This window comes from Acinetobacter guillouiae, from assembly GCF_002370525.2.
In the GTDB taxonomy this organism is placed as follows: Bacteria; Pseudomonadota; Gammaproteobacteria; order Pseudomonadales; family Moraxellaceae; genus Acinetobacter; species Acinetobacter guillouiae.
The window spans coordinates 2,287,038-2,313,127 of record NZ_AP014630.1 but is presented as its reverse complement, the minus strand read 5'-3'; the positions used below and the strand labels follow the sequence as shown (position 1 = coordinate 2,313,127).

21 protein-coding genes and 3 pseudogenes are annotated in these 26,090 nt (G+C 35.4%); 13 read left to right on the top strand and 11 right to left on the bottom strand.

From position 1 onward, the window contains the following. The first annotated feature begins 223 nt into the window (after window positions 1-223). Together AS4_RS10695 and metC are read left to right on the top strand one after the other, a co-directional pair. Complete coding sequence (locus tag AS4_RS10695; protein WP_096734118.1) at window positions 224-1,009, top strand: enoyl-CoA hydratase/isomerase family protein; 786 nt, start codon at window positions 224-226, stop codon at window positions 1,007-1,009. 398 nt (window positions 1,010-1,407) lie between these two features. Then, window positions 1,408-2,577: a cystathionine beta-lyase gene (metC, locus tag AS4_RS10690; protein WP_096735512.1), complete on the top strand. Its 1,170-nt coding sequence runs from the start codon at window positions 1,408-1,410 to the stop codon at window positions 2,575-2,577. 100 nt (window positions 2,578-2,677) lie between these two features. Here the strand turns inward: metC and AS4_RS10685 are convergent, their stop codons facing one another. Together AS4_RS10685 and AS4_RS10680 are read right to left on the bottom strand one after the other, a co-directional pair. Then, window positions 2,678-4,879 (bottom strand): TonB-dependent siderophore receptor, encoded by a 2,202-nt coding sequence (locus AS4_RS10685; protein WP_096734117.1) that lies wholly within the window; start codon window positions 4,877-4,879, stop codon window positions 2,678-2,680. A 358-nt stretch (window positions 4,880-5,237) separates the two neighbouring features. Further along, the gene (locus tag AS4_RS10680; protein WP_096734116.1) at window positions 5,238-6,152 is read right to left on the bottom strand and encodes a LysR substrate-binding domain-containing protein; all 915 of its coding nucleotides are present in this window, start codon (window positions 6,150-6,152) and stop codon (window positions 5,238-5,240) included. A 120-nt stretch (window positions 6,153-6,272) separates the two neighbouring features. Between AS4_RS10680 and AS4_RS10675 the strand changes: the two genes are divergently transcribed. Then, window positions 6,273-6,977 carry an SDR family oxidoreductase gene (locus tag AS4_RS10675; protein ID WP_004720455.1) on the top strand — a complete coding sequence of 235 codons (705 nt, stop codon included), beginning with the start codon at window positions 6,273-6,275 and terminating at the stop codon, window positions 6,975-6,977. 329 nt (window positions 6,978-7,306) lie between these two features. Here AS4_RS10675 and AS4_RS10670 read toward each other — a convergent pair whose 3' ends face one another. Continuing rightward, entirely contained in the window at window positions 7,307-7,945 is a 639-nt protein-coding gene (locus AS4_RS10670) for a TetR/AcrR family transcriptional regulator (RefSeq protein WP_004720457.1), read from the bottom strand. Between the two features lie 91 nt (window positions 7,946-8,036). On the opposite strand from AS4_RS10670, the pseudogene AS4_RS22200 reads away from it, so the two are divergent. From AS4_RS22200 to AS4_RS10650, 4 genes and pseudogenes are all read left to right on the top strand, one after another. Continuing rightward, window positions 8,037-8,218, top strand: a pseudogene (locus tag AS4_RS22200) (IS982 family transposase); the annotation flags it as partial. A 97-nt stretch (window positions 8,219-8,315) separates the two neighbouring features. After that, the gene (locus tag AS4_RS10660) at window positions 8,316-9,440 is read left to right on the top strand and encodes an efflux RND transporter periplasmic adaptor subunit (RefSeq protein ID WP_096734115.1); all 1,125 of its coding nucleotides are present in this window, start codon (window positions 8,316-8,318) and stop codon (window positions 9,438-9,440) included. A gap of 11 nt (window positions 9,441-9,451) precedes the next feature. Next, complete coding sequence (adeE, locus tag AS4_RS10655) at window positions 9,452-12,565, top strand: multidrug efflux RND transporter permease subunit AdeE (RefSeq protein WP_096734114.1); 3,114 nt, start codon at window positions 9,452-9,454, stop codon at window positions 12,563-12,565. Window positions 12,566-12,830: 265 nt separating this feature from the next. Then, window positions 12,831-12,905: pseudogene (locus AS4_RS10650) on the top strand (type 1 glutamine amidotransferase domain-containing protein); the annotation flags it as partial. 92 nt (window positions 12,906-12,997) lie between these two features. Here AS4_RS10650 and AS4_RS10645 read toward each other — a convergent pair. The 4 genes from AS4_RS10645 to AS4_RS10630 all read right to left on the bottom strand — a co-directional run bounded on the left by AS4_RS10645 (window position 12,998) and on the right by AS4_RS10630 (window position 16,843). Then, window positions 12,998-14,203 carry an NAD(P)/FAD-dependent oxidoreductase gene (locus tag AS4_RS10645; RefSeq protein ID WP_096735511.1) on the bottom strand — a complete coding sequence of 402 codons (1,206 nt, stop codon included), beginning with the start codon at window positions 14,201-14,203 and terminating at the stop codon, window positions 12,998-13,000. Between the two features lie 158 nt (window positions 14,204-14,361). Then, window positions 14,362-14,910 carry an RrF2 family transcriptional regulator gene (locus AS4_RS10640; protein WP_096734113.1) on the bottom strand — a complete coding sequence of 183 codons (549 nt, stop codon included), beginning with the start codon at window positions 14,908-14,910 and terminating at the stop codon, window positions 14,362-14,364. Between the two features lie 197 nt (window positions 14,911-15,107). After that, window positions 15,108-16,127, bottom strand: coding sequence for an MBL fold metallo-hydrolase (locus AS4_RS10635; protein WP_096734112.1), 1,020 nt, complete (start codon window positions 16,125-16,127; stop codon window positions 15,108-15,110). Between the two features lie 146 nt (window positions 16,128-16,273). Next, window positions 16,274-16,843, bottom strand: coding sequence for a TetR/AcrR family transcriptional regulator (locus AS4_RS10630; protein ID WP_096734111.1), 570 nt, complete (start codon window positions 16,841-16,843; stop codon window positions 16,274-16,276). A gap of 412 nt (window positions 16,844-17,255) precedes the next feature. On the opposite strand from AS4_RS10630, the gene AS4_RS10625 reads away from it, so the two are divergent. Then, on the top strand, window positions 17,256-17,594 hold the full coding sequence (locus tag AS4_RS10625) for a hypothetical protein (protein ID WP_096734110.1): 339 nt from the start codon (window positions 17,256-17,258) through the stop codon (window positions 17,592-17,594). A gap of 231 nt (window positions 17,595-17,825) precedes the next feature. Here AS4_RS10625 and AS4_RS10620 read toward each other — a convergent pair whose 3' ends face one another. Both AS4_RS10620 and AS4_RS10615 read right to left on the bottom strand, forming a co-directional pair. Further along, window positions 17,826-18,062: a VF530 family protein gene (locus AS4_RS10620; protein ID WP_004720475.1), complete on the bottom strand. Its 237-nt coding sequence runs from the start codon at window positions 18,060-18,062 to the stop codon at window positions 17,826-17,828. 331 nt (window positions 18,063-18,393) lie between these two features. Further along, window positions 18,394-19,293, bottom strand: a complete 900-nt coding sequence (locus tag AS4_RS10615) for a LysR family transcriptional regulator (protein ID WP_096734109.1) — start codon at window positions 19,291-19,293, stop codon at window positions 18,394-18,396. Window positions 19,294-19,392: 99 nt separating this feature from the next. Between AS4_RS10615 and AS4_RS10610 the strand changes: the two genes are divergently transcribed. Both AS4_RS10610 and AS4_RS10605 read left to right on the top strand, forming a co-directional pair. Further along, window positions 19,393-19,833 carry a CidA/LrgA family protein gene (locus AS4_RS10610; RefSeq protein ID WP_004821498.1) on the top strand — a complete coding sequence of 147 codons (441 nt, stop codon included), beginning with the start codon at window positions 19,393-19,395 and terminating at the stop codon, window positions 19,831-19,833. Beyond that, entirely contained in the window at window positions 19,833-20,528 is a 696-nt protein-coding gene (locus AS4_RS10605) for an LrgB family protein (RefSeq protein WP_096734108.1), read from the top strand. Before AS4_RS10610 ends, AS4_RS10605 begins: the two co-directional genes overlap by 1 nt. Window positions 20,529-20,582: 54 nt before the next feature. Here the strand turns inward: AS4_RS10605 and AS4_RS10600 are convergent, their stop codons facing one another. After that, complete coding sequence (locus tag AS4_RS10600; RefSeq protein ID WP_096734107.1) at window positions 20,583-21,746, bottom strand: MFS transporter; 1,164 nt, start codon at window positions 21,744-21,746, stop codon at window positions 20,583-20,585. A gap of 384 nt (window positions 21,747-22,130) precedes the next feature. Between AS4_RS10600 and AS4_RS10595 the strand changes: the two genes are divergently transcribed. The 3 genes and pseudogenes from AS4_RS10595 (at window position 22,131) to AS4_RS10585 (ending at window position 25,208) form a co-directional block, all read left to right on the top strand. Then, a complete protein-coding gene (locus AS4_RS10595; RefSeq protein ID WP_096734106.1) occupies window positions 22,131-23,747 on the top strand; it encodes a hypothetical protein in 1,617 nt (538 codons plus the stop codon). Window positions 23,748-24,304: 557 nt separating this feature from the next. Continuing rightward, window positions 24,305-24,519, top strand: a pseudogene (locus tag AS4_RS10590) (DUF2171 domain-containing protein). A gap of 314 nt (window positions 24,520-24,833) precedes the next feature. Further along, entirely contained in the window at window positions 24,834-25,208 is a 375-nt protein-coding gene (locus tag AS4_RS10585) for an Imm41 family immunity protein (RefSeq protein ID WP_096734105.1), read from the top strand. A gap of 185 nt (window positions 25,209-25,393) precedes the next feature. On the opposite strand, the gene AS4_RS10580 is transcribed toward AS4_RS10585, so the two are convergent. Continuing rightward, a complete protein-coding gene (locus tag AS4_RS10580; RefSeq protein WP_096734104.1) occupies window positions 25,394-25,876 on the bottom strand; it encodes a hemerythrin domain-containing protein in 483 nt (160 codons plus the stop codon). Window positions 25,877-26,090 lie beyond the last annotated feature (214 nt).

The window sequence follows — 26,090 nt, the reverse complement described above, 5'->3', positions numbered from 1 at the left end:
TCAAATATAAAACCAAGATTTTTGTCAATTTATGAATAATTTATACATTATTTATCTAACAGTTTTAGGGTAATAATTTCTTTCATCATTTTATTGGTCTCTATGTAGACACACTGTATATCAGCGTTAGATAGATAGATTTTTTGATTATCAAAAAAAGAATTGCTCAATGAGCTAATTTTTAGTTGTTGGTCATTATCTAAATCAATATAAGGATTTAAGTATGTACAAGTACGTTTTAGTCACAGTAGAAAAAGATATAGCGTATATCAAATTAAATCGGCCTAAAAACGGTAATGCCATCACGCTGAATCTTGCTAAAGAATTATTAAAAGCAGCTATTTATTGTGATCAAAATAAATTCATACGTTGTGTAGTCCTAAGTGCAGAAGGTCGCTTTTTTTGCACAGGAGGTGATTTAGATGAATTTCAAGCTGTTGGTGAAAATATCTCAGAATTTTTAAGTGAACTCGCTGGAATTCTTCATCTCGCGATTTCTCGTTTGATTAGAATGAATAAACCACTTCTAGTTGCTGTAAATGGTACTGCTGCTGGTGCTGGTATGAGTTTATCGCTCATTGGTGACATCGTTATAGCAAAAGATTCCGCTCAATTTTGTCCAGCATATACTGGTATAGGACTCAGTCCTGATGCAGGGCTCACTTGGTATTTACCCAAAATTGTGGGTTTGCGACGAGCTCAGGAAATTTTAATGACAAATAAAAAAATGAGTGCAAATACGGCACTTGAATATGGATTATTAACAATGATTTTTTCAGATGCAGACTTTGAGCAACGAGTAAAAGAAAATGTAACTCTGTTAGCAAATCAACCTTTGCCTGCACTCAATAGTATTCGCCAATTACTACTTTCTAGCCATCAAAATAGTTTGGAAACTCATTTAGAGCTTGAAGCACAAGCTATTTCAGCAGTTAGTGTTGATGCCACCGTTAAGGAGGGTGTTACTGCATTTTTAGAAAAACGACGTCCAGATTTTAAAAAAGTTTAAAACGCTACAGATCTCTATATAAATGAATTTACGCCTTAATATGTTTGGTAAAGTTGTGATTTTAAGTATTGTCCAAACTCCATGGATGGTCTGACGAATAGCGAGCAATAAATAGTAGAAAAAGTAAATTGCCAATAAAAATCAGATCTACGAATCATATTTTTAAGCAAATGCCACTTAAAAAATTATTCGATAAAACAATAAAGATATCAACCAGCCATATCATGAGTATTTACCTTATTATCTCAATATGGAAATAAAATTCCTTTTGTTTACTCAAATGTAGATTGAAATTCTAATTTTTTAGAAAAATAGTGATTTATTTAAAACAAAAATTCTATGCATTTTATCTATCATTGGTTATAGAAATATTTGTTAGAAATCATGCTGGTGCTGCTATGAATCACTTTTGTACACAAGTCATAAATTTGGGAAGAACCCCTCAGCGTTTTGATGGTTTAGTGAATACACCTGTTTACCGAGGCTCAACCATCGTTGTCGATAGTTTTAAAGAATGGGAAGATCATAAGCAAAATGGCGGTGTTTATAAACATTATGGCCGTTTTGGTGCTGCTACAGCAAAGTCTTTTGAAAGTGCAATTAATGCATTAGAAGGTGGGGCAGGATGCATGGTTTTCCCATCCGGACTATCAGCTTGTACGCATGCATTAATGGCATTTGTTGCTGCAGGTGATCATGTTCTGATTGCTGATAATATTTACGGGCCAACACGAAGTTTTGCAGACAGTATGTTGCCCAAACTGGGAATCCATGTTGAATACTTTAACTCATGTGATTTAGATGAGTTAAACAACAAAATTAATCAAAAAACCAGTGTGGTCTTTGTAGAGTCACCAGGTTCAATTACTTTTGAAATTAGCGATATTGCCGCAATCTCAGAAATAAGCCATCGAATGAATGCCAAGGTTTTGGTAGATAACTCTTGGGCAACCCCACTGTTTTTTCAACCTTTAAAACATGGCGCAGATGTCTCAATTCAGGCTGTCACAAAATATATTGGTGGGCATTCTGACATTCTCATGGGGACTGCAACTGCAAATGCGGCATCCATAGAACAATTGAATAAAGTAGTACATTTTTTTGGTGAAACGACAAGTCCAGATGATATTTATCTAGCATCACGTGGGTTGCGTAGTTTAGCCGTTCGTTTAAAACAACATGAAGAGAATGGCGTGATACTCGCTCATTATCTAAATGAACATCCAGCAATCGATCTGGTAAACCATCCAGCTTTAGCAATGAATCCATATCACAAACTATGGCAACAGAGTTTTTCTGGTTCTACAGGCTTATTTTCTTTTTATTTAAAACAAAACAATCCGTGTTTTGTTGAGGCTTTCTTTGATTCTTTAAAGCTTTTCCACATTGGCTTGTCATGGGGTGGATTTGAAAGTTTGATTTTGCCAGTTGGAACGCCTTATCGAACTCAAAGTCATTTGCCTAGTCGTGGATATTTGGTACGTCTACATGCGGGACTTGAACATGTAGACGATTTAAAAGCGGATTTGGATGAGGCTTTGGCTATTGCTCAGCGTGCGATAGCTTAATTTCATTATACTTTATCGTAAAATGAGACCTTAAATATCCAATATAGCAAGACTATAGAAGAAACCCTTTAATAAAATAGAGGGTTTAATTTAAAATGGATTAAAAATTATAGCGGACACTTAATGTGGCATTTCTTGGTGTACCCCAATTCATAGAGTTTGCACCAATACCTTCGTAGTATTTCTTGTCAAAAATATTGTCAACATTCAGCTGAAGCTTAATATTTTTATCAACTTGATAACCTAACATCGCACTAGCAAGTACAAAAGCATCTTGATCTATACGTGTATTTCCAGTACCCGTATAGTATTTACTTTTGTAATTTAAACCTAGTCCAGCACTCCATAGATCTACTTTATATTTCACAAATAGATTAGATGTTGTGCGTGAATTCGTTGTATTTACCTTTACACCTTTTGCATCTTTTGCTTCAAAATTAGCAATACCAAAATTAACGCCCCAGTGATCATTAATTTCACCATCTGCTTCGAACTCAAAACCTTTACTTTCAACTCCATCTACACCACGATAAGCTTGCTCAGTGGTTAGTACACCATTACGAACAATAAATCCTCCTGGTATCGCTTCAGCAAAATTAGATTGTTCAATGCGGAATAGTGATAAAGCTGTATTTAAACGTCCACCAAACCATTCACTTTTTAAACCTGCTTCATAGTTTTTACCATTCGCAGGATCTAGATATTGATCATTTACATCTTTACGGCTTTGCGGTTTAAATATGTCTGTATAGCTGACATAGACTGAGTGATCTTTTGCAAAATCGTAAATAGCGCCAATATAAGGCGTGACTTCGTTGTTAAATTCACGATTGCCTACACCATTTTCAGACTCATATTTCCAATTAGATAAACGTGTACCTGCAATCACTTTTAATGGATCGAGAATTTGAAATTTACCAGAAATATAAGCTGAAGTTTGAGTCGTTTGATTCAGAGCATTTACACCATTCAAAATGACAGATTGAAGTAGTGGTTGTGCCATATTGTTATAGTCGAGCGGACCGCCTAAATACTTCTCGACTTCATTTTTAGTATTGGATCCCCCAAAAATATCCTTGGTCTTCTCATTTCTATTCCATGAACCACCAATAATTATTTCTTGTGGGCGGTTAAATAGTGTAAAAGGCGCGTTGATGAAAAGATCAATGTTATTTTCTTCATTCCTTGCTTCAGAGCCATATACTGAAACATTATCTGTGATTTTACCTGTCTTAGGATCAGGTTTATTTTTCAGTGGGCTGGTATTGGTTGCTTTGTTTACTTGCCCTCCAGTGTAAAGCAGAAGGGTATTTACATCTTCTTTACGAAAGGTATATGCAACATTTAAATTAACATCATTGAATAAATTCTGTTTTAAATTGGCGAATACTGCTGTGGTATTTACATCCCAAAAAGTCCAAGGTGCAGTTACCGTTAAGCTTCGATCAAAGTTAGTACGACTTCCATCATCATAAAATGCTGGAGTGCCTCCCCAACGAATACCATCACGTTGTAACTCTTGATAAGTTGCGCCTAGTGACATACTAGTTTTATCACTCAAATCGTAATCAATCGCACCATAAAATACATTGCGTTCTTTTTCATAAAAATCCATAAAGGATTTTTCATCAGCATGTTTGACGAACATACGTCCACGAAGTGAACCATCTTCGTTCAGTGGAGTAGAAATATCCGCAGAGCTACTCCATGCATTCCAAGAACCGAATGAAGTGCTCAGATTACCCGTCAATTCTTTTGCATTGGCATGTTTACGAACCATATTCAGCCCCATTGCAGGGTTACCAGCACCTGTGGTAAGTCCATTTGCACCTTTAACAACTTCTACACGATCATAAATATCTAAATCAAGGTCACCTGCACCTAAGTTTGTGGTACTCGGCATTCCATCTATTAAATAGTAATCGACCTGAAAGCCTCGAGCGTAAACAGACTGACGTTCATCGGTACGCGAGGTTGAAACACCTGTAATGGTATTCATTAAATCTTGAAAAGAATCAATGTTTCGGTCATCTAAATATTCACGTGTTAAAACTTTGACAGATTGAGGTGTTTCACGAAGGGACAAGTTTAATTTTGTTGAAGTATTTGTACTTTTGGCTGTATAGCTTTGAGTCCCTTCTGTAATCGCTGAATTTTCACTTTCTGCTTGTATTTTGATTGTTGGTAAAGCCACTGTTTCTGTTTTTTCTTCCGCATAAACAACAGATGGAATAGTTAAAGCCATAGAAAGTACTAGAGGATGCATTTTAAATGCATGTCTCAAAGGGAAGAAGTTGTACATAAGATTAATTCCATAATAAAAAATGCGCGCTATCGGTTTTCTGCCTTTCTATTGCTTTGAACCTGTTACGGACGGAAAAGCGTTACAAAAAGTAACATATGGATAATTAATTATCAATAATGATTCTCATTAAATTATATAAATCATTATTCTTATTATTTATATATAAAATATATAATTAATTTTGTTAACAAGTCATGTTTTTATAAAAGATTTTGAATTTTGTTATGCTGTATAGAATAGGGTGAAAATTGCGAATTTATTTTTTATAAAGAAAAACAGAATATCTTTTTAAATTAACTATGAACTTAAAAAATATTTTAATATCAACATACTAAGCCTCATCTTCAACACGAGTTTAATCAGATGCTTTTGGCTGATCAAATTGAGTAAATAGCCAATGATGAACTTTCGATAAGGCTTCAGCACCAACGGTATGACGTGGATAAACGACATAAAATCCTGTTTCCATGGCTAACTCCTGTGGAAAAACTTTAACCAGTATTCCAGACGCTAACTCTGAGTGTACAAATATTGGATGGGTTAAAGTGATTCCTTGAGCAGCAATAGCAGCATCAATCGCAAGTGCAGTCTGATTAAAGCGGATATTTTTAAATAGATTTTGCGTATTCTTGAATTTTAATTTCTCAATAAAATGCGGCCAAAGATTATGTGCATCATGTAATAAGGTGAACTGGTCTAAGGTGCTGATCTCTAAAGATTCCTGATTTGATAGCTTAAGTGACTTGATTAACTCAGGACTTGCCACCGCAATAAAGGTGTCTTGCAACAGTAATTCAGTATTTAAACCTGTACCAAATGGTGGTTTACCATAACGAATTGCCAAATCAACAGCATCATTTTGAAAGTGGGAAACTCGTTCTGTAGCCAAAATCTGCAAGTCAATATCAGGATGAGATTGTCTAAATTGATTTAATCGAGGAATTAACCATTTCGCTGCAAAAGTTGGTGTAACACTCAATGTAATCTGCTGATTTGAATGGTGAAACGATTGAGTTGCCTCAAAAATTAAACTAAAAGCCTGAGTAATGCTCGCGGCATATTTTCGACCATTAGCTGTTAAGTTTACGCCTTTCGAATGTCTCTCAAATAACTTTATTCCCAATTCTTCTTCTAAATGACGGACATGCTGCGCAATTGCACTTTGAGTGACATGTAACTCTTCAGCAGCGAATTTAAAATTTAAATGCCGACTAGCGGCCTCAAAGGCCTTTAATGCGTTCAAAGGTGGTAAGCGATTGAGTAGCGTCATACTATAGTTTTTCTACATTCAATTAAGAGAAAAGGTCAAACCAGATCAACGGAGCTTAATGCTATTCTAGTTACAGTATTCATATATATTCGATCATAAAACATTTAGAGGATAGCACAAATGACTGTAGAAAAAGTAGCATTAATCATGGCTGGTGGAAGTGGTATGGGGGCAGCCGCCGCACGAAAATTACATCAAGATGGCTACCATGTGGGTATTCTTTCTTCTTCAGGTAGAGGAGAAGAGCTTGCTAAACAACTCGACGGCATTGGCGTAACAGGTACCAATCAATCTACAGCTGATATCAACAAGCTGATTGAGCAAACATATCAAAAATGGGGGAGGATTGATGTTTTAGTCAATAGTTCAGGACACGGTCCACGTGCACCTATTTTGGAAATCACTGATGAACAATGGCATTTAGGTTTAGATACTTATTTAATGAATATTATTCGCGCCACTCGCTTAGTCATTCCGATCATGGAAAAGCAGAATGCAGGGGTCATTATCAATATTTCGAGTGCGTGGACATTTGAACCCAGTGACCTGTTTCCGACCTCAGCTATTTTTCGTGCAGGACTGGCTTCGTTTACTAAAATTTTAGCGGATCAATATGCGGCAAAAAATATTCGTGTGAATAATATCTTACCAGGATGGATTGATAGTTTGCCTGAAACCGAACAACGTCGCCAATCTGTGCCGTTGCAACGCTATGGTACCAGTGAAGAAATTGCTGCAACTATCAGTTTTCTTGCTTCACAAGGCGCAGGTTATATCACAGGGCAAAATATTCGTGTAGATGGCGGTATCACTCGTTCAGTTTAATTCATGATGATGACCTTAGTTCAGCCTTATCAATGAGTTTATAAGGCTGAATAGAATAATCTAATGATTAGATACACGATTAATTTTATTGAATTTATGTTTGCTTATTATATTAAATGTTTAACGGGCGTAATCAACTGTTTTAATGGCTGTTGAACATATCAACATATCAACATATCAACATATCAACATATCAAGATTTTGGTCATTACCTGAAATGACTGATATTTTACGAGCAGTCACTTGTCTAATTAATTTTAGAGAATAGACAAAAAATTTTTAAATCCACTTAAATTTAAAATATGCAAGAGCTACTGCGCAAAATCTAATTATTTCGAGCTATCCATTTCAATTTTAAATTGCCACGCGCTTAGAAAAGTACGGCAGGCTTCTTCATTCAACTGTTGTAACTCTTCAGAAGTGGGAACTGCACCACCTAATAACGTTGCAGGATACGCATAGCCCATAACAGCGCCAAGGAACGCTTTAGCTGCTGCTTCAGAATTTGAAATTTTGATAATTCCCGCATTGTTAGCTGTTTCGAGAATATTGATCATCGATTTTTTGATACTTCCATACGTACGTTGTTGAACCTGCTCAAGTATTTCTGGCATTTCTACTAATGCTATAATGATTAACCTTTGAAGACGAATTACGTTGGTATTGTAGAAATGATTTTGAACAGTTTGGCCAATTTGTATTAATAGCTGCTCTAACATCATTATTTCATTTAAATTATTCTTCTCATCAAATGGTGTTTCCATTTCTGCTTTGAAGTTCTCGAAAATTTCAATGAGTAGAGCTGTTTTTGTTGGGAAGTGATTATAAAGTGTCTGTCTCGTAGTTCCTGCTTTTATCGCAATTTTATCTAAACTTACATCTAAACCATGTTCAAGAAATTGCTCACGTGCTGCCAAAATAATATTTGGACGAGCTTTAGAAGGACGTCCTCGACTTTTCTTTAACATAATTAACCTGAATCGCGGATAAGAAATTGACTAAAAAAAGAGGATAGAGCCATCAGTTGAGTTACCACACAAAACTCACAACCCAGTCCTTATGTTAGATAGTACCCAATTATTCTGTCTAATTGATGATTTCTTTCTAGAATTTGAAGCAATTTATTGAAATTCTTAAAGCAAAACCATAGATGCTTAAGGATTCCTAACTCAATGCTCAGTATTAACTCGTCCCATTTGTTTAGAAGCCTACCTTGTTATCAACATATGATTCATCTGATCAAAAGCAAGATTCTGGTTAATTACAATTTTCAACCTATCAATATTATTTACTTTACAGTAAAGTAAATAAATTATCTATAAGTCTATGGTTCTAGATATGCCTGATTTGAGATTTACTTGTTATAAAATATTTTTTTCCGTTGTTTTACTCCCTTTTATAAATGGGTGTGATTCAGACCAACCTGTAAAAAAAGCAACACAGCAGGTGAGTGTGATAACCATAACTCCTGAAACTATAGAAACTGACCAGGTATTAGCTGGCCGGACAGTTGCATCTGAAGTCTCACAAGTTAGACCTCAAGTAAATGGTGTAGTTGTTGCACAGCTTTTCCAAGAGGGTTCATATATTAAAAAGGGGCAGCCGCTTTATAAAATTGATTCAACGCTTTATCGAGATAGTCTTGCAGAGGCATTCGGTAATTTTGAATTGGCTCAGGCAACTGTAAATTCAACTCGCCTTCAAGCTGAACGTTATGAGCAATTAATTAGTGTCAATGGTGTTAGTCGTCAGGAGCTTGATGATGCGAGAGCAGCTTATGCGCAAGCAAAGGCTGCAGTGAACGTTAATAAAGCATTGTTAAAAACTGCACAAACCAATCTTAACTATACTCAAATCACAGCTCCAATTTCGGGGAGAATCGGTCGATCTGCGATTACACGTGGAGCCCTTGTAACATCTAGTCAAGTAGATGCTCTAGTAACTATTCAGAATTTAGATCCAATGTATGTAGATTTAACTCAAACCAGTGATGAATATATAGCGCTTCGGAAACAACTTACAGAAGATGGAATAGAGCCTGAGGAGTTAACTGTAAGTTTGGAGTTGAATAATGGAACGAACTATCAAGAAAAGGGAGTTTTTAAGTTTAGCGATATCACAGTAGATGAAGCAACTGGGAGTGTCACATTAAGAGCTTCATTTGCAAATCCGAATCAATCTTTATTGCCAGGAATGTATGTGCGGGCACAACTCGGTACAGGACCACGTCCAAAAAGTTTATTAATTCCCCAAGGGATTGAAATTAGAAATGCTGATAGTGAGGCATTTGTATGGGTTATTGGGCAAGGGAATAAAATTGAACAAAGAACGATTACTTTAGGCGAAGCCATAGACAATCGATGGTTAGTATTATCTGGTTTGCGTTCTGGAGATAAAGTTGTTGTCGAAGGTCTGCAAGGATTAAGTGCAGGTATGGCCGTTGAACCTACACCCATTCGCTGAGGAATTTTCGTATGCTGTCTAGTTTCTTTATCGCTCGTCCGATATTCGCTTGGGTACTGTCCATATGCATTATGGCGATGGGTGCAATTTCCATTTTCACTTTATCTGTTGAGCAATATCCTGATATTGCACCTCCCGGTGTAAATGTAACAGCAAACTATCCTGGTGCATCAGCCAGTACAGTAGAAGATAGTGTTACTCAAATATTAGAGCAACAAATTAAGGGAATTGATGGTTTACTTTATTTTTCATCTACAAGTAGTTCAGCTGGTCAGGCTCGTATTAGTTTGAGTTTTGATCAAAATACGAATCCAGATACAGCTCAAGTTCAGGTACAGAACGCAGTAAATCAGGCATTGAGTCGTTTACCACAAGAAGTTCAACAACAGGGCATAACCGTTACAAAGTCTCAAGGAGATAGTCTGTTAGTTTTTGCTCTTTATGATGAAAGTGGTGCAAGATCAGATGTTGATATATCTGATTACATGGTAAGTACACTTCAAGACCCCCTAAGTCGGGTAGATGGGGTTGGTGAGATCACAGTATTTGGTGCGCAATATGCGATGCGAATATGGCTTGATCCGCATAAGCTAAATAGTTATAGCTTGATGCCATCCGATGTTAGAGCTGCTATTGAAGCTCAAAATACTCAAATCACAGCAGGTGAGCTTGGAGCTTTACCGACTAAAGAAAACCAAGCTTTAAATGCAACTGTTACTGCATTGTCTCGTTTACAAACGGTAAGTCAATTTGAAAATATTATTTTGCGGACTGAGCCAAATGGCAGTGTAGTATTGCTAAAAGATGTTGCTCGTGTCGAACGAGGCGCAGAAAGTTATCAGACTACCACGAGATTGAATGGTAAATATGCTTCAGGTATGTCAATTCAGTTAGCGTCAGGTGCAAATGCCCTTGAAACAGCTGAACGTGTTAAAGCAGAGGTTTCAAGATTAACAGCATCCATGCCAGCAGGTTTAAAGGTGGCTTATCCACGTGATAGTACTCCATTTGTAGAAGCATCTGTTCAAGGCGTGATTAAGACCCTAGCTGAGGCAATCCTCCTTGTCATTATTGTGATGTTCGTGTTTTTGCAAAGTTGGCGCGCCACATTAATTCCTGCAATTGCTGTTCCAGTGGTTTTGTTAGGTACCTTTGGAATTCTGAGTGTATTGGGTTATACCATTAACACATTGACATTGTTCGCGATGGTATTGGCGATTGGACTCTTGGTTGATGATGCCATTGTCGTTGTAGAAAATGTTGAGCGTGTAATGCATGAGCAAGGTCTTGATCCAAGAGAAGCTACGCTTATTTCTATGAAAGAAATTTCAGGTGCGTTAGTTGGTATCGCGATGGTCTTGTCTGCTGTATTTCTACCGATGGCTTTTTTTGGTGGCTCAGTAGGGATGATTTATCGGCAGTTTTCTGTGACATTAGTCTCAGCAATGGTACTTTCTGCTGTGGTTGCCCTAACTTTATCTCCAGCCTTATGTGCTACTTTACTTAGACCTAACAATCATCAGCATAAAAAGAGACGTTTCTTTACTTGGTTCAATCAAAAAGTAGAGCTAAGTCAGTCCAAATACCGTAATTTACTCGTTAAGATCATCAGTAAACCTAAAATATTTATGGTTTTATTTGTTGTGATCACTGCTTTATTAGGGTGGCAATACACACGAATGAATACGGGCTTCCTCCCACAAGAAGATCAGGGTTCTGTCATGGTCCAATTTAGTACGCCTGTGGGCTCGACCTTAGCTGAAACCCAAGAAATAGGTAACCAAATTTCAGAGTATTTCATGACGAATGAGAAAGATAACTTGAACGTTATTTTTATGGTTATGGGACGAAATAATGCTGGTAGTGGTCAGAATGTAGGTATGGCATTTGCCAGTCTAAAACATTGGGATGATCGTAAGGGAGAGAATAATACTGCCGAGGCAATTATTTCTCGTGCAAATGCACATTTTCGCTCAATGAAACAAGCGCGGGTTCAAGTACTTTCTCCATCAGCGGTACGTGGATTAGGTCAATCCAGTGGTTTTGAATTATGGATGCAAGATGCTGAGGGTAAAGGGCGAGATGCTTTGTTAGCTGCGCAAAGTACGGTTCTAAAAGAGGCAAGTGCAGATTCTGGACTTGCCGCGGTTCGATTAAATGGACTCGAAGATAAATCTCAATTACAAGTCAATATTGATCAACGTAAGGCAAGTGCATTCGGTTTAGCACAGACTGATATTAGTAGTACTTTATCAACTGCATGGGGTGGTTCATATATTAATGACTTCATTGATAGAGGTCGTGTCAAACGCGTTTATTTACAAGGTGATGCGGCATATAGGTCATTACCACAAGACATTGGTCAGTGGTATGTAAGAGGAACGACAGGAGAGATGACACCATTTGCTAGTTTCTCATCTGTTAATTGGCAAATGGGACCGCAGATGTTGCAACGTTTTAATGGTCTTTCATCTGTTCAGCTTCAAGGTTCTGCCGCAACTGGTGAAAGTTCAGGGGCTGCAATGAATAAAATGCAACAGTTAATTGATCAACAACAAGGCTTTAGTCTTCAATGGAGTGGCTTGTCTTATCAAGAAAAGTTAGCGAGTGGTCAGACGATTTGGTTATATTTGGCATCTATCATATTTATTTTTTTATGCTTAGCTGCATTATATGAGAGTTGGTCAATTCCATTCTCCGTTTTGCTTGTTATCCCTCTTGGATTAATTGGTGCTGTTATTGCAGCCAATATTGCAGGATATGTTAATGACATTTATTTTCAGGTCGCGATGCTGACAACCATTGGTCTTTCAGCTAAAAATGCGATTCTTATTGTAGAGTTCGCAGCAGCGAAACTAGCAGAGGGTCAGTCATTAATAGAGGCTGTTATTGAGGGTGCAGGCCAAAGATTAAGACCCATTATCATGACCTCATTGGCATTTGTTGCTGGTGTTTTACCACTGGCAGTTTCAACAGGAGCTGGTGCAGCGAGTAGAAGAGAAATTGGTATAGCTGTGACAGGAGGGATGATATCCGGCACATTGCTTTCAATTTTCTTTGTTCCATTATTTTTCTTTTTGGTACGTAAGGTATCTATAAGATTGAAAGTTTCTCCTAATAAATGATGTAAGGTCCTTACTTATATTATGTGCATTAGGATACTCAGTAACGTGATGTATAATCTTGGATCATCACGTTACTGAGCTGTGGCAACAATAGTGTTATCTAGCCACAGTCTTGGATATCTTAGTTAACTTATGTTTATATAAAATCTAGTTCATAATTATAAGGAAAGGAGAAACATACTTATTAAATTTAATAATTTAAACTGATAATTTTCTAAAATAGTAAATTAAGTTCATGAACTAATGACAATGATCTCAACATACATTAATTACAGGACAAAACACATTTTCTGCTAAAAAAACGGCTTTAGTGATAATAGAAGAGTTAGAAAAGTCATAACTTAATGACTCAAAAAAACCTAAAAGCAAAATCAGTGATGGCTTTACTTTTAGGAGAGTTAAATAAAATGATCTGCATTAGCAAAACTAATTTTAAGGAACAATTACAAAATCAGGATTTGCTATTGCAAAAACAGCTTCACGGTCTGCAACTGGCGGATAAATCCATACCGTATTAATTTCTTGCTTAATTTTTTTCGCCTCGTGACGCACAAATTGAACTTTTCGATCCCATCCTTCAGTGTAAAGTGCTCCCCATGGGCCTAAGTCGACACAAGTCACATACTTTGGTTGGCTATACGCATGTAATGGCAAATCTACCAATTCTGCCGCGGCATTGTAACCCGCTACGCGGCCTAGGCTCATGGCATGCTGACATGACATCACGTTAAAATTACCTAAATTGTCGGTTGGAACTTTTACAGTATCACCCGTCACAAAAATATTTTTGGCCTCTGGTGCATGTAAATAAGCATCACCTAAAATACGACCTAAATTATCTTTTTCACCTACAATTTGAGAGGTCAACGAGTTCGCTCGCATGCCCGCAGTCCAAATGACAGTTTCTGTTTCAATTCTTTCGCCGTTAGAAAGTGTTACTCCAGAAGCATCAAGTGCAGTAACGCGTAGCCCAGCTTTACCTTCAACGCCGAGTTCGCTAAGAGCTTCTCGAATTACCACTGCAGCTTCGCCACCCAATGCTGCACCAATTTCTGCTGATGAATCGACTAAAACCACACGAATATCAGTTTCAGCTAAAATGCTACACAGGCGTTCAGGCATTTCGGCAACTGTTTCAAGCCCTGTAAGTCCACCACCAGCAACGACTACGGTATTACGTGCTGCATTTGTAGGTTTATTGGCTAAGTTTTTAAGATGCTGGTCTAGTTTTTCAGCATCTGCTAATGTGCTGACACTAAATCCATAGTCTTTAAGACCAGATATAGGCGGCATATAGCCAGTACTTCCAGTTGCCAGAATAAAACGGTCATAACTTAAAGTCTGTTTATCGCCGTGGATCGTTGTAATCACAAGATTTTGGGCAGTAGTATCAATTTCATTTACCCAGCCAGCCACATATTTAACATCAACGACATTTAATATGTCTAAAATATCAGGATACATATTTTCAAGTACGGCTTCATAAAGACGAGGACGAATATCAACATTCGGACTCGGGGAAACCATCAGCACTTCAATATTTTGTTCTTGCGCAGCCAAATGAATTGCTCGTTGTGCGGCAAGTGCAGCCCATAAGCCAGCAAAGCCAGAACCTGCAATAATAATACGCTTACTCATTTGATTATCCTTTTGATAGGTTTTTCGGACATGTAAATTCCAGCTCATCCCAAAATTTTGGGTGAGCGAATCCTTTCTCTGACTGTCCGAAAAATCTGAGAAGGCGTTTAAAAAGGTTAGGGGAGTGGTTACTTTAAGACGCTAAGTCCTATAACTGCTTAGTCGGGAATATCGCGTGATATTTTACTTTTCCGCATTTTTGCTGTTCTTCCTTCAATGCGTTCATTGATCCAACCATTTACATCACTAAAAAAAACGTCGGGTGCATAACAGCCAAAACGGTCTGCAATATCACCAAGTGTATGAGCACCTAAAGCATCTCGCATGGCTTTTTCCGCCTGTAGCATAACTGCATGCACTGCACACACACCACTGGTTGCCCAATCGGGTGGGGCATTGTTAAAGACCGCACATTTTCCACGTACTTCTTGGCATTCAAAAAGCGGTTTTTCACCTTCAATTGCATTCACAATATCAAGAAAACTGATTTCGTGAGCAGATCGGGCCAGTAAATACCCGCCACGAACACCTTCTTGCGCCAAAACAAGTTTTGCCTTTTCAAGTTTAGGAAATATCTTGGCCATAAAGCTAGGAGAGACACCTTGCAATTCAGCTAAATCCTTACTACTCAATGGTTTATCTTCATTATTTACAAGAAAAAGAAGACAGTGAATCGCATACTCGACGCTACTAGTGATATAAGCCATTTCATTTCATAATTGATCAATTACAAACACAGACTAATGTAGTCTGTGTTTTAAGTCAATCATTAAACTAGGACAAAGTTAGTCCTAGTTTAATTAAAAGAAAATCTAGATGAAAACAATAGGGTTATATCACTGAATTTAAATACCTTTAACCTAAGAATTGAGTGAGATGAATAATTAAAAAAGGATTAAAAAAATTACGGACGCCACCAATAGTTTTCGACATTTGGCTGGTTTAAGTTCAATACTTCACCCATTTGAGGCGTACTAATCGCTAAGTCGTTTTGATGAGCCAAAGCCACGATACGTTCAAATGGATCGTCCCAAGCATGAAGCGCCAAGTCAAAAGTCCCATTATGGACAGGTAACAAATGACGTCCTTTTAAATCGATATGCGCTTGTAAAGTTTGCTCAGGTTGCATGTGAACATCTGGCCATTCTGGATCATACGCCCCAGTTTCTAGCATGGTAAGATCGAAAGGACCATAACGATGTCCAATCTCTTTAAACCCATCGAAATAACCAGTATCGCCACTAAAAAACACCCGTAGATCATTATCAATAATCACCCACGATGCCCAAAGCGTTGCGTTGCTATCACTCATACCACGGCCTGAAAAATGATGGGCAGGGGTAGCAATCAGTTCAAGACCAGCCACATGGGCTGTTTCCCACCAGTCAAGTTGTTGAACCTTTTCAGCTGGCACGCCCCATTTAATCAGTGTGTCACCAACACCAAGTGGTGTTAAGAAGTGTTCAACTTTGTCTCTGAGCTGGATTACTGCATGGTGGTCAAGATGGTCATAGTGGTTATGCGACAAAATCACGCCTTTAATGGGTGGTAAGTCTGCAATGCTAATCGGTGGTTGGTGAAAACGCTTTGGGCCAATCCACTGAAAAGGCGAGGCACGCTCAGAAAAAACAGGATCGGTTAACCAAAATTCATTACGCAATTTTAATAAAATGGTCGAATGCCCAAGACGAAATAGAGAACGGTCTGGGGCACTCATGAGTTGTTCTTTTGATAAACTTAACACAGGAATTTCTCGGTTTGGCACCGTATTTTTGGGTTTGTTAAATAAAAATTTCCACATTAAGCCTAGCGTTTTTCCGAAAGAATGTGTGTGCAGATTCGGCCGTGTATTGCTATATTTCCCATTGTGCTGCTGTGATGACATGAAGGGAGAAGGCAAGTCTGTTGCATTTGAAATTGTCATTTTATTTTCCTTGAGTGGAACAACCTATATCTGTAAATAAGAACTTGAGATAAGTGCTTATTTTGATTTATTTAAATGAGTATTTAATCACTCATTAATTAATTTAAAAAAATAAGAATGCTGCACATCCTTACTTTAGTCTTTATCTACATTGAAACTGCATGCCAAAATGCTTCAAAACCTGACTTCCGGTAAAGATCAGCTTGAGAAGGGTCTTGAGCAATAAAGTTGAGTGTGACTTCGGCAAGTGCTCCCAAAATCGAACCGATAAACAAGGGTGGATAATCTCTTAATTTGCCGTCATCAATATGTTCTTGAATAGTCTTAGTAAAATCACAAAAAGTTTGCATACCAATGTGTTTACTCTGCTCTGTAATTTGTTCTGAAGTCGACAACTGTGCCATCACTTTACGTTTGAGTGGGGCATCTAAACTCCAGTCCAAATAGCTTTGCCAGATATAAAACATTTGGCTTTGTAGGTCTGAGTTGTTCGGATAATTTAGCATTATAACCTGACGCAGTTCGGCCTTTAGCGAAAGGTATAATTGGTTGAGTAATTCCTCTTTATTACTGAAATAAGTAAATAAAGTACCTTCTGCTACACCAGCGACTTTAGCTATTTTTGAAGTAGATGCACGCTCTCCAAGTTCTGCCAATGTTTCAATAGCAGCATTTAAAATTGCATTACGTTTATCTTCACTACGAGGACGGGCCATAGATAAATATATTAATTGAGTGATTACTCAATCATACATAAAAATAGACAAAGTGCAAGATATATTTAAAAAGGGATGGGCTTTTCAAGATCACATGCTATAGCATCACATAGACAGGGCCACACAGCAAAGTTAGCGCTTTAATTAATAGTCATAATTATAATTTCGGCAACCAATAAGACGCTAGAAATTATTGATCACTGTATGGAATCACGTGAGTCAGGTAATGCTTCTATAGAATAGAACTATTTTTAAATCTTTGATCTATATTTTAAAATCTAAATCACGGACAACTTTTCAGAGATATGTGTAATCCTGAATATCTGCTGTTACAACATGTGTAAAGTGCTAGATTCTCTCATCAGATTGTTTCAGTATAGATCCAGACACTCGAATTTACAGGATAATCATCATGATATTGAGATATCGTATATTTTTAAAATATCTTTCTATTTTCGGTTTTGTGGCAAGTTCTGCTGTGACTAGCGTAGCTTTTGGAAGTTCCGAGCAGGCATGGAACAAGCATGATCAGGAAATAAAAGCGGCTTGTATAAAAGCAAGTCAACTTAAAAATGCCAAGACAGTAAGCAATGTCATGCTATTTGATGATCGTGTTGGATATTCGGCACTCTTGATTCAAGGAAAATATCCGCAAGCACATATGAAAAACAAAACAGGGCAAGAACTGTGTTTATGGAATAAGACATCGAAGAAAGCTTATTTAACTGAAGCAAACATGAAAGTACATTGAAGTCATAACCATACAAAGTCGAGTAGCAATCTGATTTCTGCATAACTTATATTATTCAGCAACTTGAATATAATTTTACTGATTCAAGTTGCTGAGCTATAGACTAAATTTGTCTAGGAGAGTGGTGGTAGTCCACCACTAACTAAAAGGTGTCTACAAAATCGATGACTATTCAATAAGTGTAGTTTTAGTATTTGGTATAAAATATTATGCTGAGTCAGGGTTTGATAGCTACGATTTCTGTTTGGCTTTTTGGCGTAAGACATACAAATATAAGCTTTCTACTTTTTCACGTGCCCATGGTGTGGTACGTAAGAATCGCAATGATGACTTAACACTTGGATCTATGCAAAAACATCTAATTTCAATTTTACGACTTAAGCCTTCAAAACCATCGTAGTAATCCAATAATTCATCCAAAATGTCAGCAAGTTTTTTGCCGTGTAGAGGGTCATTGGAGGCGTTCATAATAGATCAACCATATTTTGGGAGACCACCATTATAACCTGAGCTAGTTGAAAAATGAGAGGGTTGGAATTTAAGCGTAATTAACATAGAAAATAAGCGTAATTTTCTAGTTAACTTTTTTCTAAATATAAATTAGTCAAATTCTAATAATTAGGTAGCCATTGCAAACAACATATGAGTAGGCAACTTACATAATGCATTATTTAACATAATATACATTATGCGAAATAATATAAATTAAGTAATTGATATAAATAGTTTTAATATTTATAAAATTTAACCTGAGCCACGCCAATCTCAATTTATTAAGACTTAAAAGCTATCAATCAATCTAGAAATGAATTTTATCTCGATGCATCTCTACAATCGTTAACCAAGCTTTTGTTGCTGGACTCATTGCTACAGTCGTATTCCAAGCCATACTCAATGTCCAATGTAATTTAGGCTCATTAAGGATTGCTGAGCAAAACTTCCCTTGATCTAACTGATCACAATAAATTTTGGGCAATATGGCGATCCCCATATTAAACTCCACCATTTTGGTGATAAAGTCCCACTGGCTACTTTTACACACCACTTTTGGTTCAAAACCTACAGAATTTGCAGCCTGTATAATCATCTTATTTAAGGTAAAAGAATCAGCGTAAAGTAAAAAAGTTTCTTCTTTAAGTTCATGCAAATTTACTGAATCTCGTTGATTCCAATGTGAATTTTTCCTTGCTAACAAACACATTGGTGAATCTATCACAGGAATTGCCGCAAAACTTGGCCTTAAATTACCGAGTAAAATCCCAACATCAATACTTTTATCAGCAATTGCTTCCTCAATACCATTGGCACCAACTTCTAAGAATTTCAATTGAATATCAGGATAATTTTGGTGAAATAAAGCAATTAAAGGACTAAGTAATACCGAACCTAATGGTGGTAAGCCTATGGTTAATTTACCTTTTTTTAACTGCTGTACTTGATCAATATTTTCAAATATTTGCTTTTGTTCATTTAAGATATTTAAAGCGTGTTGATAAATTAATTCACCAATATAGGTAAGTACAACTTCCCTTTTTCTTCCAGCTTCACCTTTTTTAAACAAAGCTGTGCCAAGTTCTTCTTCTAAATGTTTAATTGATTTACTGATTGTAGGCTGTGTCATAAACAAACGATCGGCAGCCAAAGTAAAACTTTCGCAATTGACGATTTCTACAAAAATTTTAAGATTTTTAATGTCCATCAATTATTCCAAAAAAGCATAATTATGGTTTAATTATTCATAATATGCTGTGATATTTGCAACTAAAATAACTCATCTTTTTAAAATATCTGCAATAAAATGTCTACGCGTACTCAAAGCCACCAAATTTCATCAATTTATAAAGTCACACTGCAAATTGGGCTTTTAATTTTGATTTGGTGGATTGGTTCAATCATTCAAAAACAATTTAATTTACCTATTTCGGCAGCTGTGATTGGCTTATTTATGGTTTTGATTGGACTCATGACAGGTATTTTTAAGTTAAATTGGATTAAATCAGGCTCAGATTTCATTCTAGGTGAATTGGTACTATTTTTTATTCCTTGTTTTATCGGGTTAATGAAATATAAAAACCTATTTATCACTGAAGGTTGGCAACTGATTGTTGTGGTTGTACTGGGTACAATTTGTGTGATGGTATTTACTGCTTATAGTGTGCATATAGGTTTTAAACTAGAGCGGAAGTTGAAACAACGTCATGTTCATAAAACCGTACATGTATTACAGGGAGATAAATAATGTCTGCCATTTCAATATCTTGCCTAGTGATCACATTAGTCGCTTATGTGTTGGTCAAAAAGCTTTATCGTAAATTTCCATACTTAATTTTATCTCCAGCAATTTTGGTTCCGATTGTTTTAATCACCATTTTACTGTCAGCACATGTTTCTTATGATGCTTATATGCTTGATAGTCAGTGGATTATATGGATGTTAGGGCCTGCAACTGTTGCCTTTGCAATCCCAATTTTTGAATATCGCCATATCATTAAAGAACATCTCATTTCAATTTCTATGGGTGTGGTCATTGGTATGCTTGCTGGGATGATCAGTGCATTCTACCTTGCTAAATTATTTCATTTTGATCAAACAACAACCTATAGTCTAATGGCACGTTCAATCTCTACACCATTTGCAATGGAGTTAACAACCCATATCGGCGGTTCAGTTGAACTGGTGATTTTATTCACTATGATTACTGGGGTAACTGGTATGTTAATTGGTGATTTGGTATTAGGCGGTTTAAGACTGAAATCAAGTTTTGCACAAGGTGCGTCTTTGGGTAATGCAGCACATGGTTTTGGTACAAGTAAAGCTTATATGCGTGATAAAGATGAAGGTGTTATTGCCAGTTTAACCATGGTTTTAGCTGGTATTTTTATGGTATTGGTTGGACCTTTTATTGTACACCTGATTGTCTATTTACTAAATTAACCCGTACAGTATCGTTTTGAATGTTTTGAATCTCTTTTCTGCAAAGAGATTCATTTATCTTTGAATCGTTTGTAATGTTTTAGGTAAAAAATTAATCAATAGCAAACCAAGCAATGCTGAAAGTCCAGCAAGGATAAAAATATATTCTCCTGATAATTTTTCCCAATATTGCCCAGCTAAGATGCTGCCAGATGCAACGCCAAGTCCCCACATGGTACTGTATAGTGCTTGCCCTCTGCCCTGTTGTTTGGTTGCAAAGTTCTGCAAAATGACCCGCATTGCAATAATATGAAATAAACCAAAACTAAATGCATGAAAAGTTTGAGAAATAAATTGAATAATGAAACTTTCTGAAAATAAACCTGCCAAAATAAATCGAATACTGGTCATGATTAAACAAAGTGCGACTAAGCTTCGCCATGAAAAACGATTTAGGAAGAAATTTGCATAGTTAAACATGATAATTTCAGCAATCACACCAACTGACCATAAAAAGCCAATCTGAGTTGTACTGTAACCAGCAAGTTTTAAATAATTACTATAAAAACTATAAAATGGTGCTTGTGCAAAAAGCATAATAAATTCAATGATAAAAAATGAAAAAACCACTGGTCTTTTTAGAATGGGAAGCAATGGCTCTAATATTTTTTGTGCACTCGGTGCTGCGCTAGGTTCCTTAATCGAAAAGGACCAAATAAAAGCTGTAAATGCAATACATAACAACATCATTGGTAAATATTGAATTGCAATAACTTCTAAAATCGCACCGATACTAAATACGCCAATAATAAATCCAATAGAACCCCATTTTCTAATTTTTCCATACAATGCTGTATGTTGATTACCCAGCCAAAACAGCGTTACACCTTCAAATTGCGCAAGTATGGCATTTTGAAAGAAGCTAAAAATCAACATCAGAAATGCAATTGATTGCATATTGTTGGGAATAATAAAAATCAAAAACCAGATTGTAGCTTCCACCCAGGTTGCCACACGTACCCACAACATTCGTTTGCCCGTTTTATCTGCGATAAATCCCCAAATAAAAGGTGCAAATATACGAGTTAAAATGGCTATAGAGGACAGTAATCCGATTTCTTTATAATTAAATCCTTGATCTTGAAGATATAAGCTCCAATACGGCAAAAAAGTTCCAACTATTGAATAATACCAAAAGTAGAATCCACTCAGTCTGTATTGGATAGGAAAAGCACGCATAAGCTTAGATTGCTACGTATTTTTAATATCTTAGCACATAAGGATTTAACAAATTTGAATTTATTCTACTGTTTTATATATCGTTATTATTGAGCCTATCATCTAAACATAGATGTTCAATTAACATTCTTCTCACTCTTTAACAAATTGGCTAAACACCAATTGATAGATAATTATTTGAGTAGTAAAATAAATTCCAAGAAAATAATTTATTTAATTTAAGTTATTAAGAATAAATATCAAATACTTAAGTAGTATTTTCCTAAATTTAAACAAAATGACAAATAATTTTTACACTTTAATTAGTTAAAATTTTTTAGATTACTGTTTTGTTTGATATCAATATAGATGAAAGATCTTGATTAATTGGAGTAATAATAAAAAATGATGAGCATTGAATCTAGCCCAGAGAAAGGTAGTGTATGCCAGACATGCTTAAGAAATTTCTTTGTACACTTTAGACGTCCTTATAAAATTGGGGAGCCTGTTGCAGCAGATTATAATGGTGAATTTGGTTTTGACTGGATTCGTGATGAGTATATATATCCACTAACAATTATCGATACTGATGAAAATAAAAAAGATACCGTAATTAAAGATTATGATCACAGTGTGCGACAAATGCTTAACAAACAATTCGATGGTACTAGAGGTGTATTTATTAATAAAGGTCTTTATTTACCCGCTTGGCTATCCATTTTTGCAACAAATTGTTCTGGAACATTAGGCAGCGATCAAATCAATAGTCAAGGCGCTGATCTTGATTTAGAGATTCATCAAAGTCCAGATGATGATAAAAGCCCTTTAACTGATGATGGCAGTATTCTAATTTTTAAGTCTTCAAATCCCTGTCTAAAAATTTCAACATTTGAAAAAAACCAACAGTCTCAGATGGTTGAAGAACCGCTGGCAAATTTTATCAACTCTGGTCGAATTTCAGAACAATTAGCAACACAAAAACGTTTTTCTTATAAAAAGAAAAAAGCTATTAATATTATTTGTTCAGGAGACGCATTGAGCCAAAATGAATATATTTTGGTACAAGCAAAAAAGTCAGGAAAAATACAAAATGTGGGTATGCTTTTAGTCGCTAAGAATAAAGAAATTTTTGTGATTAAATTAATTATGGTTGATGTTAAAGTAAATGGAAAAATTTTAAAAAAACCGAAAAATTATGAATGGGAATTAAAAAATAGAATATTTAACCAATGTTTAATGATTGCAGATGTAGTTAAAAAAGAAGTATTTGATTTAGATCGCCTTGCTAAAACTGATTCCGAAGTCCAAAAATTTGTAAAAAAATGGTGGTCAGAAAAAATCAAGATTGAAGATGAAACTAAAATTGGAGATCCAGACCAGCTATATGTTCCAGTGAATGATTTTCATAAAAAAGATACCGCAGATGGAGAAGTCACTTATTTAGTTGAGGATAATAGTGAAAAATTTAAAGCAGAATTATTGAAATTATATGAAACAAAGAACTTTAAATTATTACCCATAAATTCATCTTATGAGTCTCACAGATATGTCTTTTTTGCACCAATCGCAATGAGATATGAGCCTATTTATGAGAAGATTTATGATCCTGTCCTGAAGAAAGAAGTTATGACAATGGTTGAGCCTGGCTCAGTCATTGAAGGATCTGCGAGTTTTGAGGCTGATACTCGACTTTTTAAACGAGAACCAGACATAGATCCTCTATATAAAACTAAGGATATAGAATGGGGAAAATCAGTCGTTATATATGCTGATGCTCCACCCTACATGGATGTGATTGCGCATGAATTAAGTCATACATTAGGCTTATTACATACATTTCAAAATGATAAAATGAGACTTCATCAAGGTTTTACGGATAATATTATGGATTATTCTTATACTGAAGATAAACGGATTTCAAAATTTAATACCTACCAAACTATTTTTAGAAAAGTTCAAGCAGATCAAATTACAACTCATCTTTTTACACCGTCCCAACTATTTAAAAAATCGCATTACTAAAGTTAAAAAGCTATAAGTTCAATACAAGTTATTGAATATTCATTAGAAATATTATTTTTTTATTATGTTATTGGTAGTTTGATCAATATTTTATTGGACACCTACCAGTATCTTCCACATTTTCAACTCCTTAAGTGAAATATACAGGTTCATGTAATGACATTTGAACTCATGTTGAACCGATTCAATGAGATATATTCTAGAAGCTTAAGTCTCCACTTAGTCTGTCATTTATTATCATTCTTGATGATAAATAACCGCTTTATTTTCTCTGTTTCAAAGCAAAAGTGCATTTTAATGATTCAATTAAAATGCACTTTTAGTTTTGTCAAAACTTTAATAGAAGTGTTAAAATTCACAAAAATAATCAATAAAAACAATTTACTATAAAAAACTATACTGCGATTTTTTTATTTCAAGACATTACTATGTAGCAACGTGACAACTTTAGGTAATTGTTTGGAGGGTCTTGTGGTGTTTCCTTTTCATTTCAAGACTCTCTGAAATCTTTAGGCTATGGTGGATATTCAAATCACATTTCAATAGGAAAGAATCACATGACTTCTATCAATGTTGAGAGTATTAAAAATCACGCTGATGTTATTGCTTCATGTGGTACACAGATCGGCAAGGTTGATCATCTTGAGGGACAAGATTCAATTAAATTGACTCGAAGTGATGATGAACATCATCTGATTCCATTAGTTGGGTGAGTGAAATTAAAGATGGAAACGTAATTTTGAATAAAAATTCAGAAGAAGCAAGAAATTAGTGGCAAACATTATAGCTTTTACCTAAAGTAATTTGCTATTTCAGGAATGCCAATCAATTTGATTGGCATTTTTATCTTCAGTGTTTAGCAGATTTTAAAATACAATATTATCAAATTTAATATAATGGGTCCTAGATGAATTAGCCCTCACTCAGATGAATATACATCTACTTCACTCAATCTTTATACATCAATTACATGTTCATCAGTTGCTTTCACATTCCTGTAAATTATGAGATATTATTAAAGTAATTCAAGAATTTCGTAAAATTTTTATTAAATTAATTTTAGATAGTGTTTAAAGAACATAAATTATGAATGCAAAAAAAATTATACAGCGCAATTTTCCTCACAATGACTTATATGAAAACTTATCATTTATAGGAAAGTTGCACGAAGAAAAAATATGGGATATGGAGGAATATTGGCTTTTAGAATGGGGAATTTATAATGTTGAAAGGAATTCATCTGCTATATTAGATTGGGAGCTATTTAGGATTTTTAGCTTAATTATGCTTTCCATAAGCTCTCATTTAGATATGAATGACTCCTTTAAAATAGAGAATTTGGAACTACCATTGATATATGAATTTAGGGAACGAACTCAACTAGTATTTGAGGGTTATTTCTCCGAATTAATGCCTAAACAAATTTTTTTTGAAAAAAAGAATCCTTTACTATCTTCTTAGTTCATCATAATTAGAGTTATATGAAACTGCCCTCAGAGTGAGCGCCATGCTTCACTCAATCTTTAAAGATCAGCTTCCTATAAAGATTGAGTGAACCGAAACAGCTGAGAAAAGAGACAAAACAATTAATATGATTTGATCATTTTCAAATCTGCCTTATCTAACTAAATTTTAAAAAGTTTAAATCATTGATGAACTAAACTCGTTTTGTCTTTATCAATATATTTATCATATTCATGTTGATACTTTTTAGCTAAGCTTAGTTTTTCATCATCTTTTAAAATTTTGCCAGATTGTTGGAAAAATTTATGCTCTTCTTCATCTAAATGATGATGTACAAGCTTACGTAGCTGATTTGCTATACGTAACCAACTCGGATTATTGAGTTCTTTTTCAGTAAGTTGCTCAAGTAGCTCATCTATTTCGTGATGCTCAGACAGAGCATGCCTTGTAATATTCAAACCTGCATCTGTCATCATAAGAGGTATATAAAAATACCTGTCTTCAGCTACAGCATGTGCAAATAATTCATTTTTCAACAATGAGAAATAATGCTTTCTTTCTTCTGAATTGCCAGTAGTTTCAATTAACTTATCAGATAATTCTCTTTGCTTTTCATGACTAAATTTTAAGACATCAAATATGGTGAGTTGCTTACTATGGCTCATACTTTTATCCTATCGAAAAATTTATTTAATATTCAATCTTAGAGGATAAACTCATATTTATTATTGAATTATTGTTTCAATAGTATTTTAATTGTAATAACTGTTTATATTGTACGATCTATGAAATTCAAGTTGCATTCACTTGGATTTTCAATATGTTATCATGATTTTAAGTGATTTATCTTTGTTATGATTGGCTTACTTTTGTAGAGCA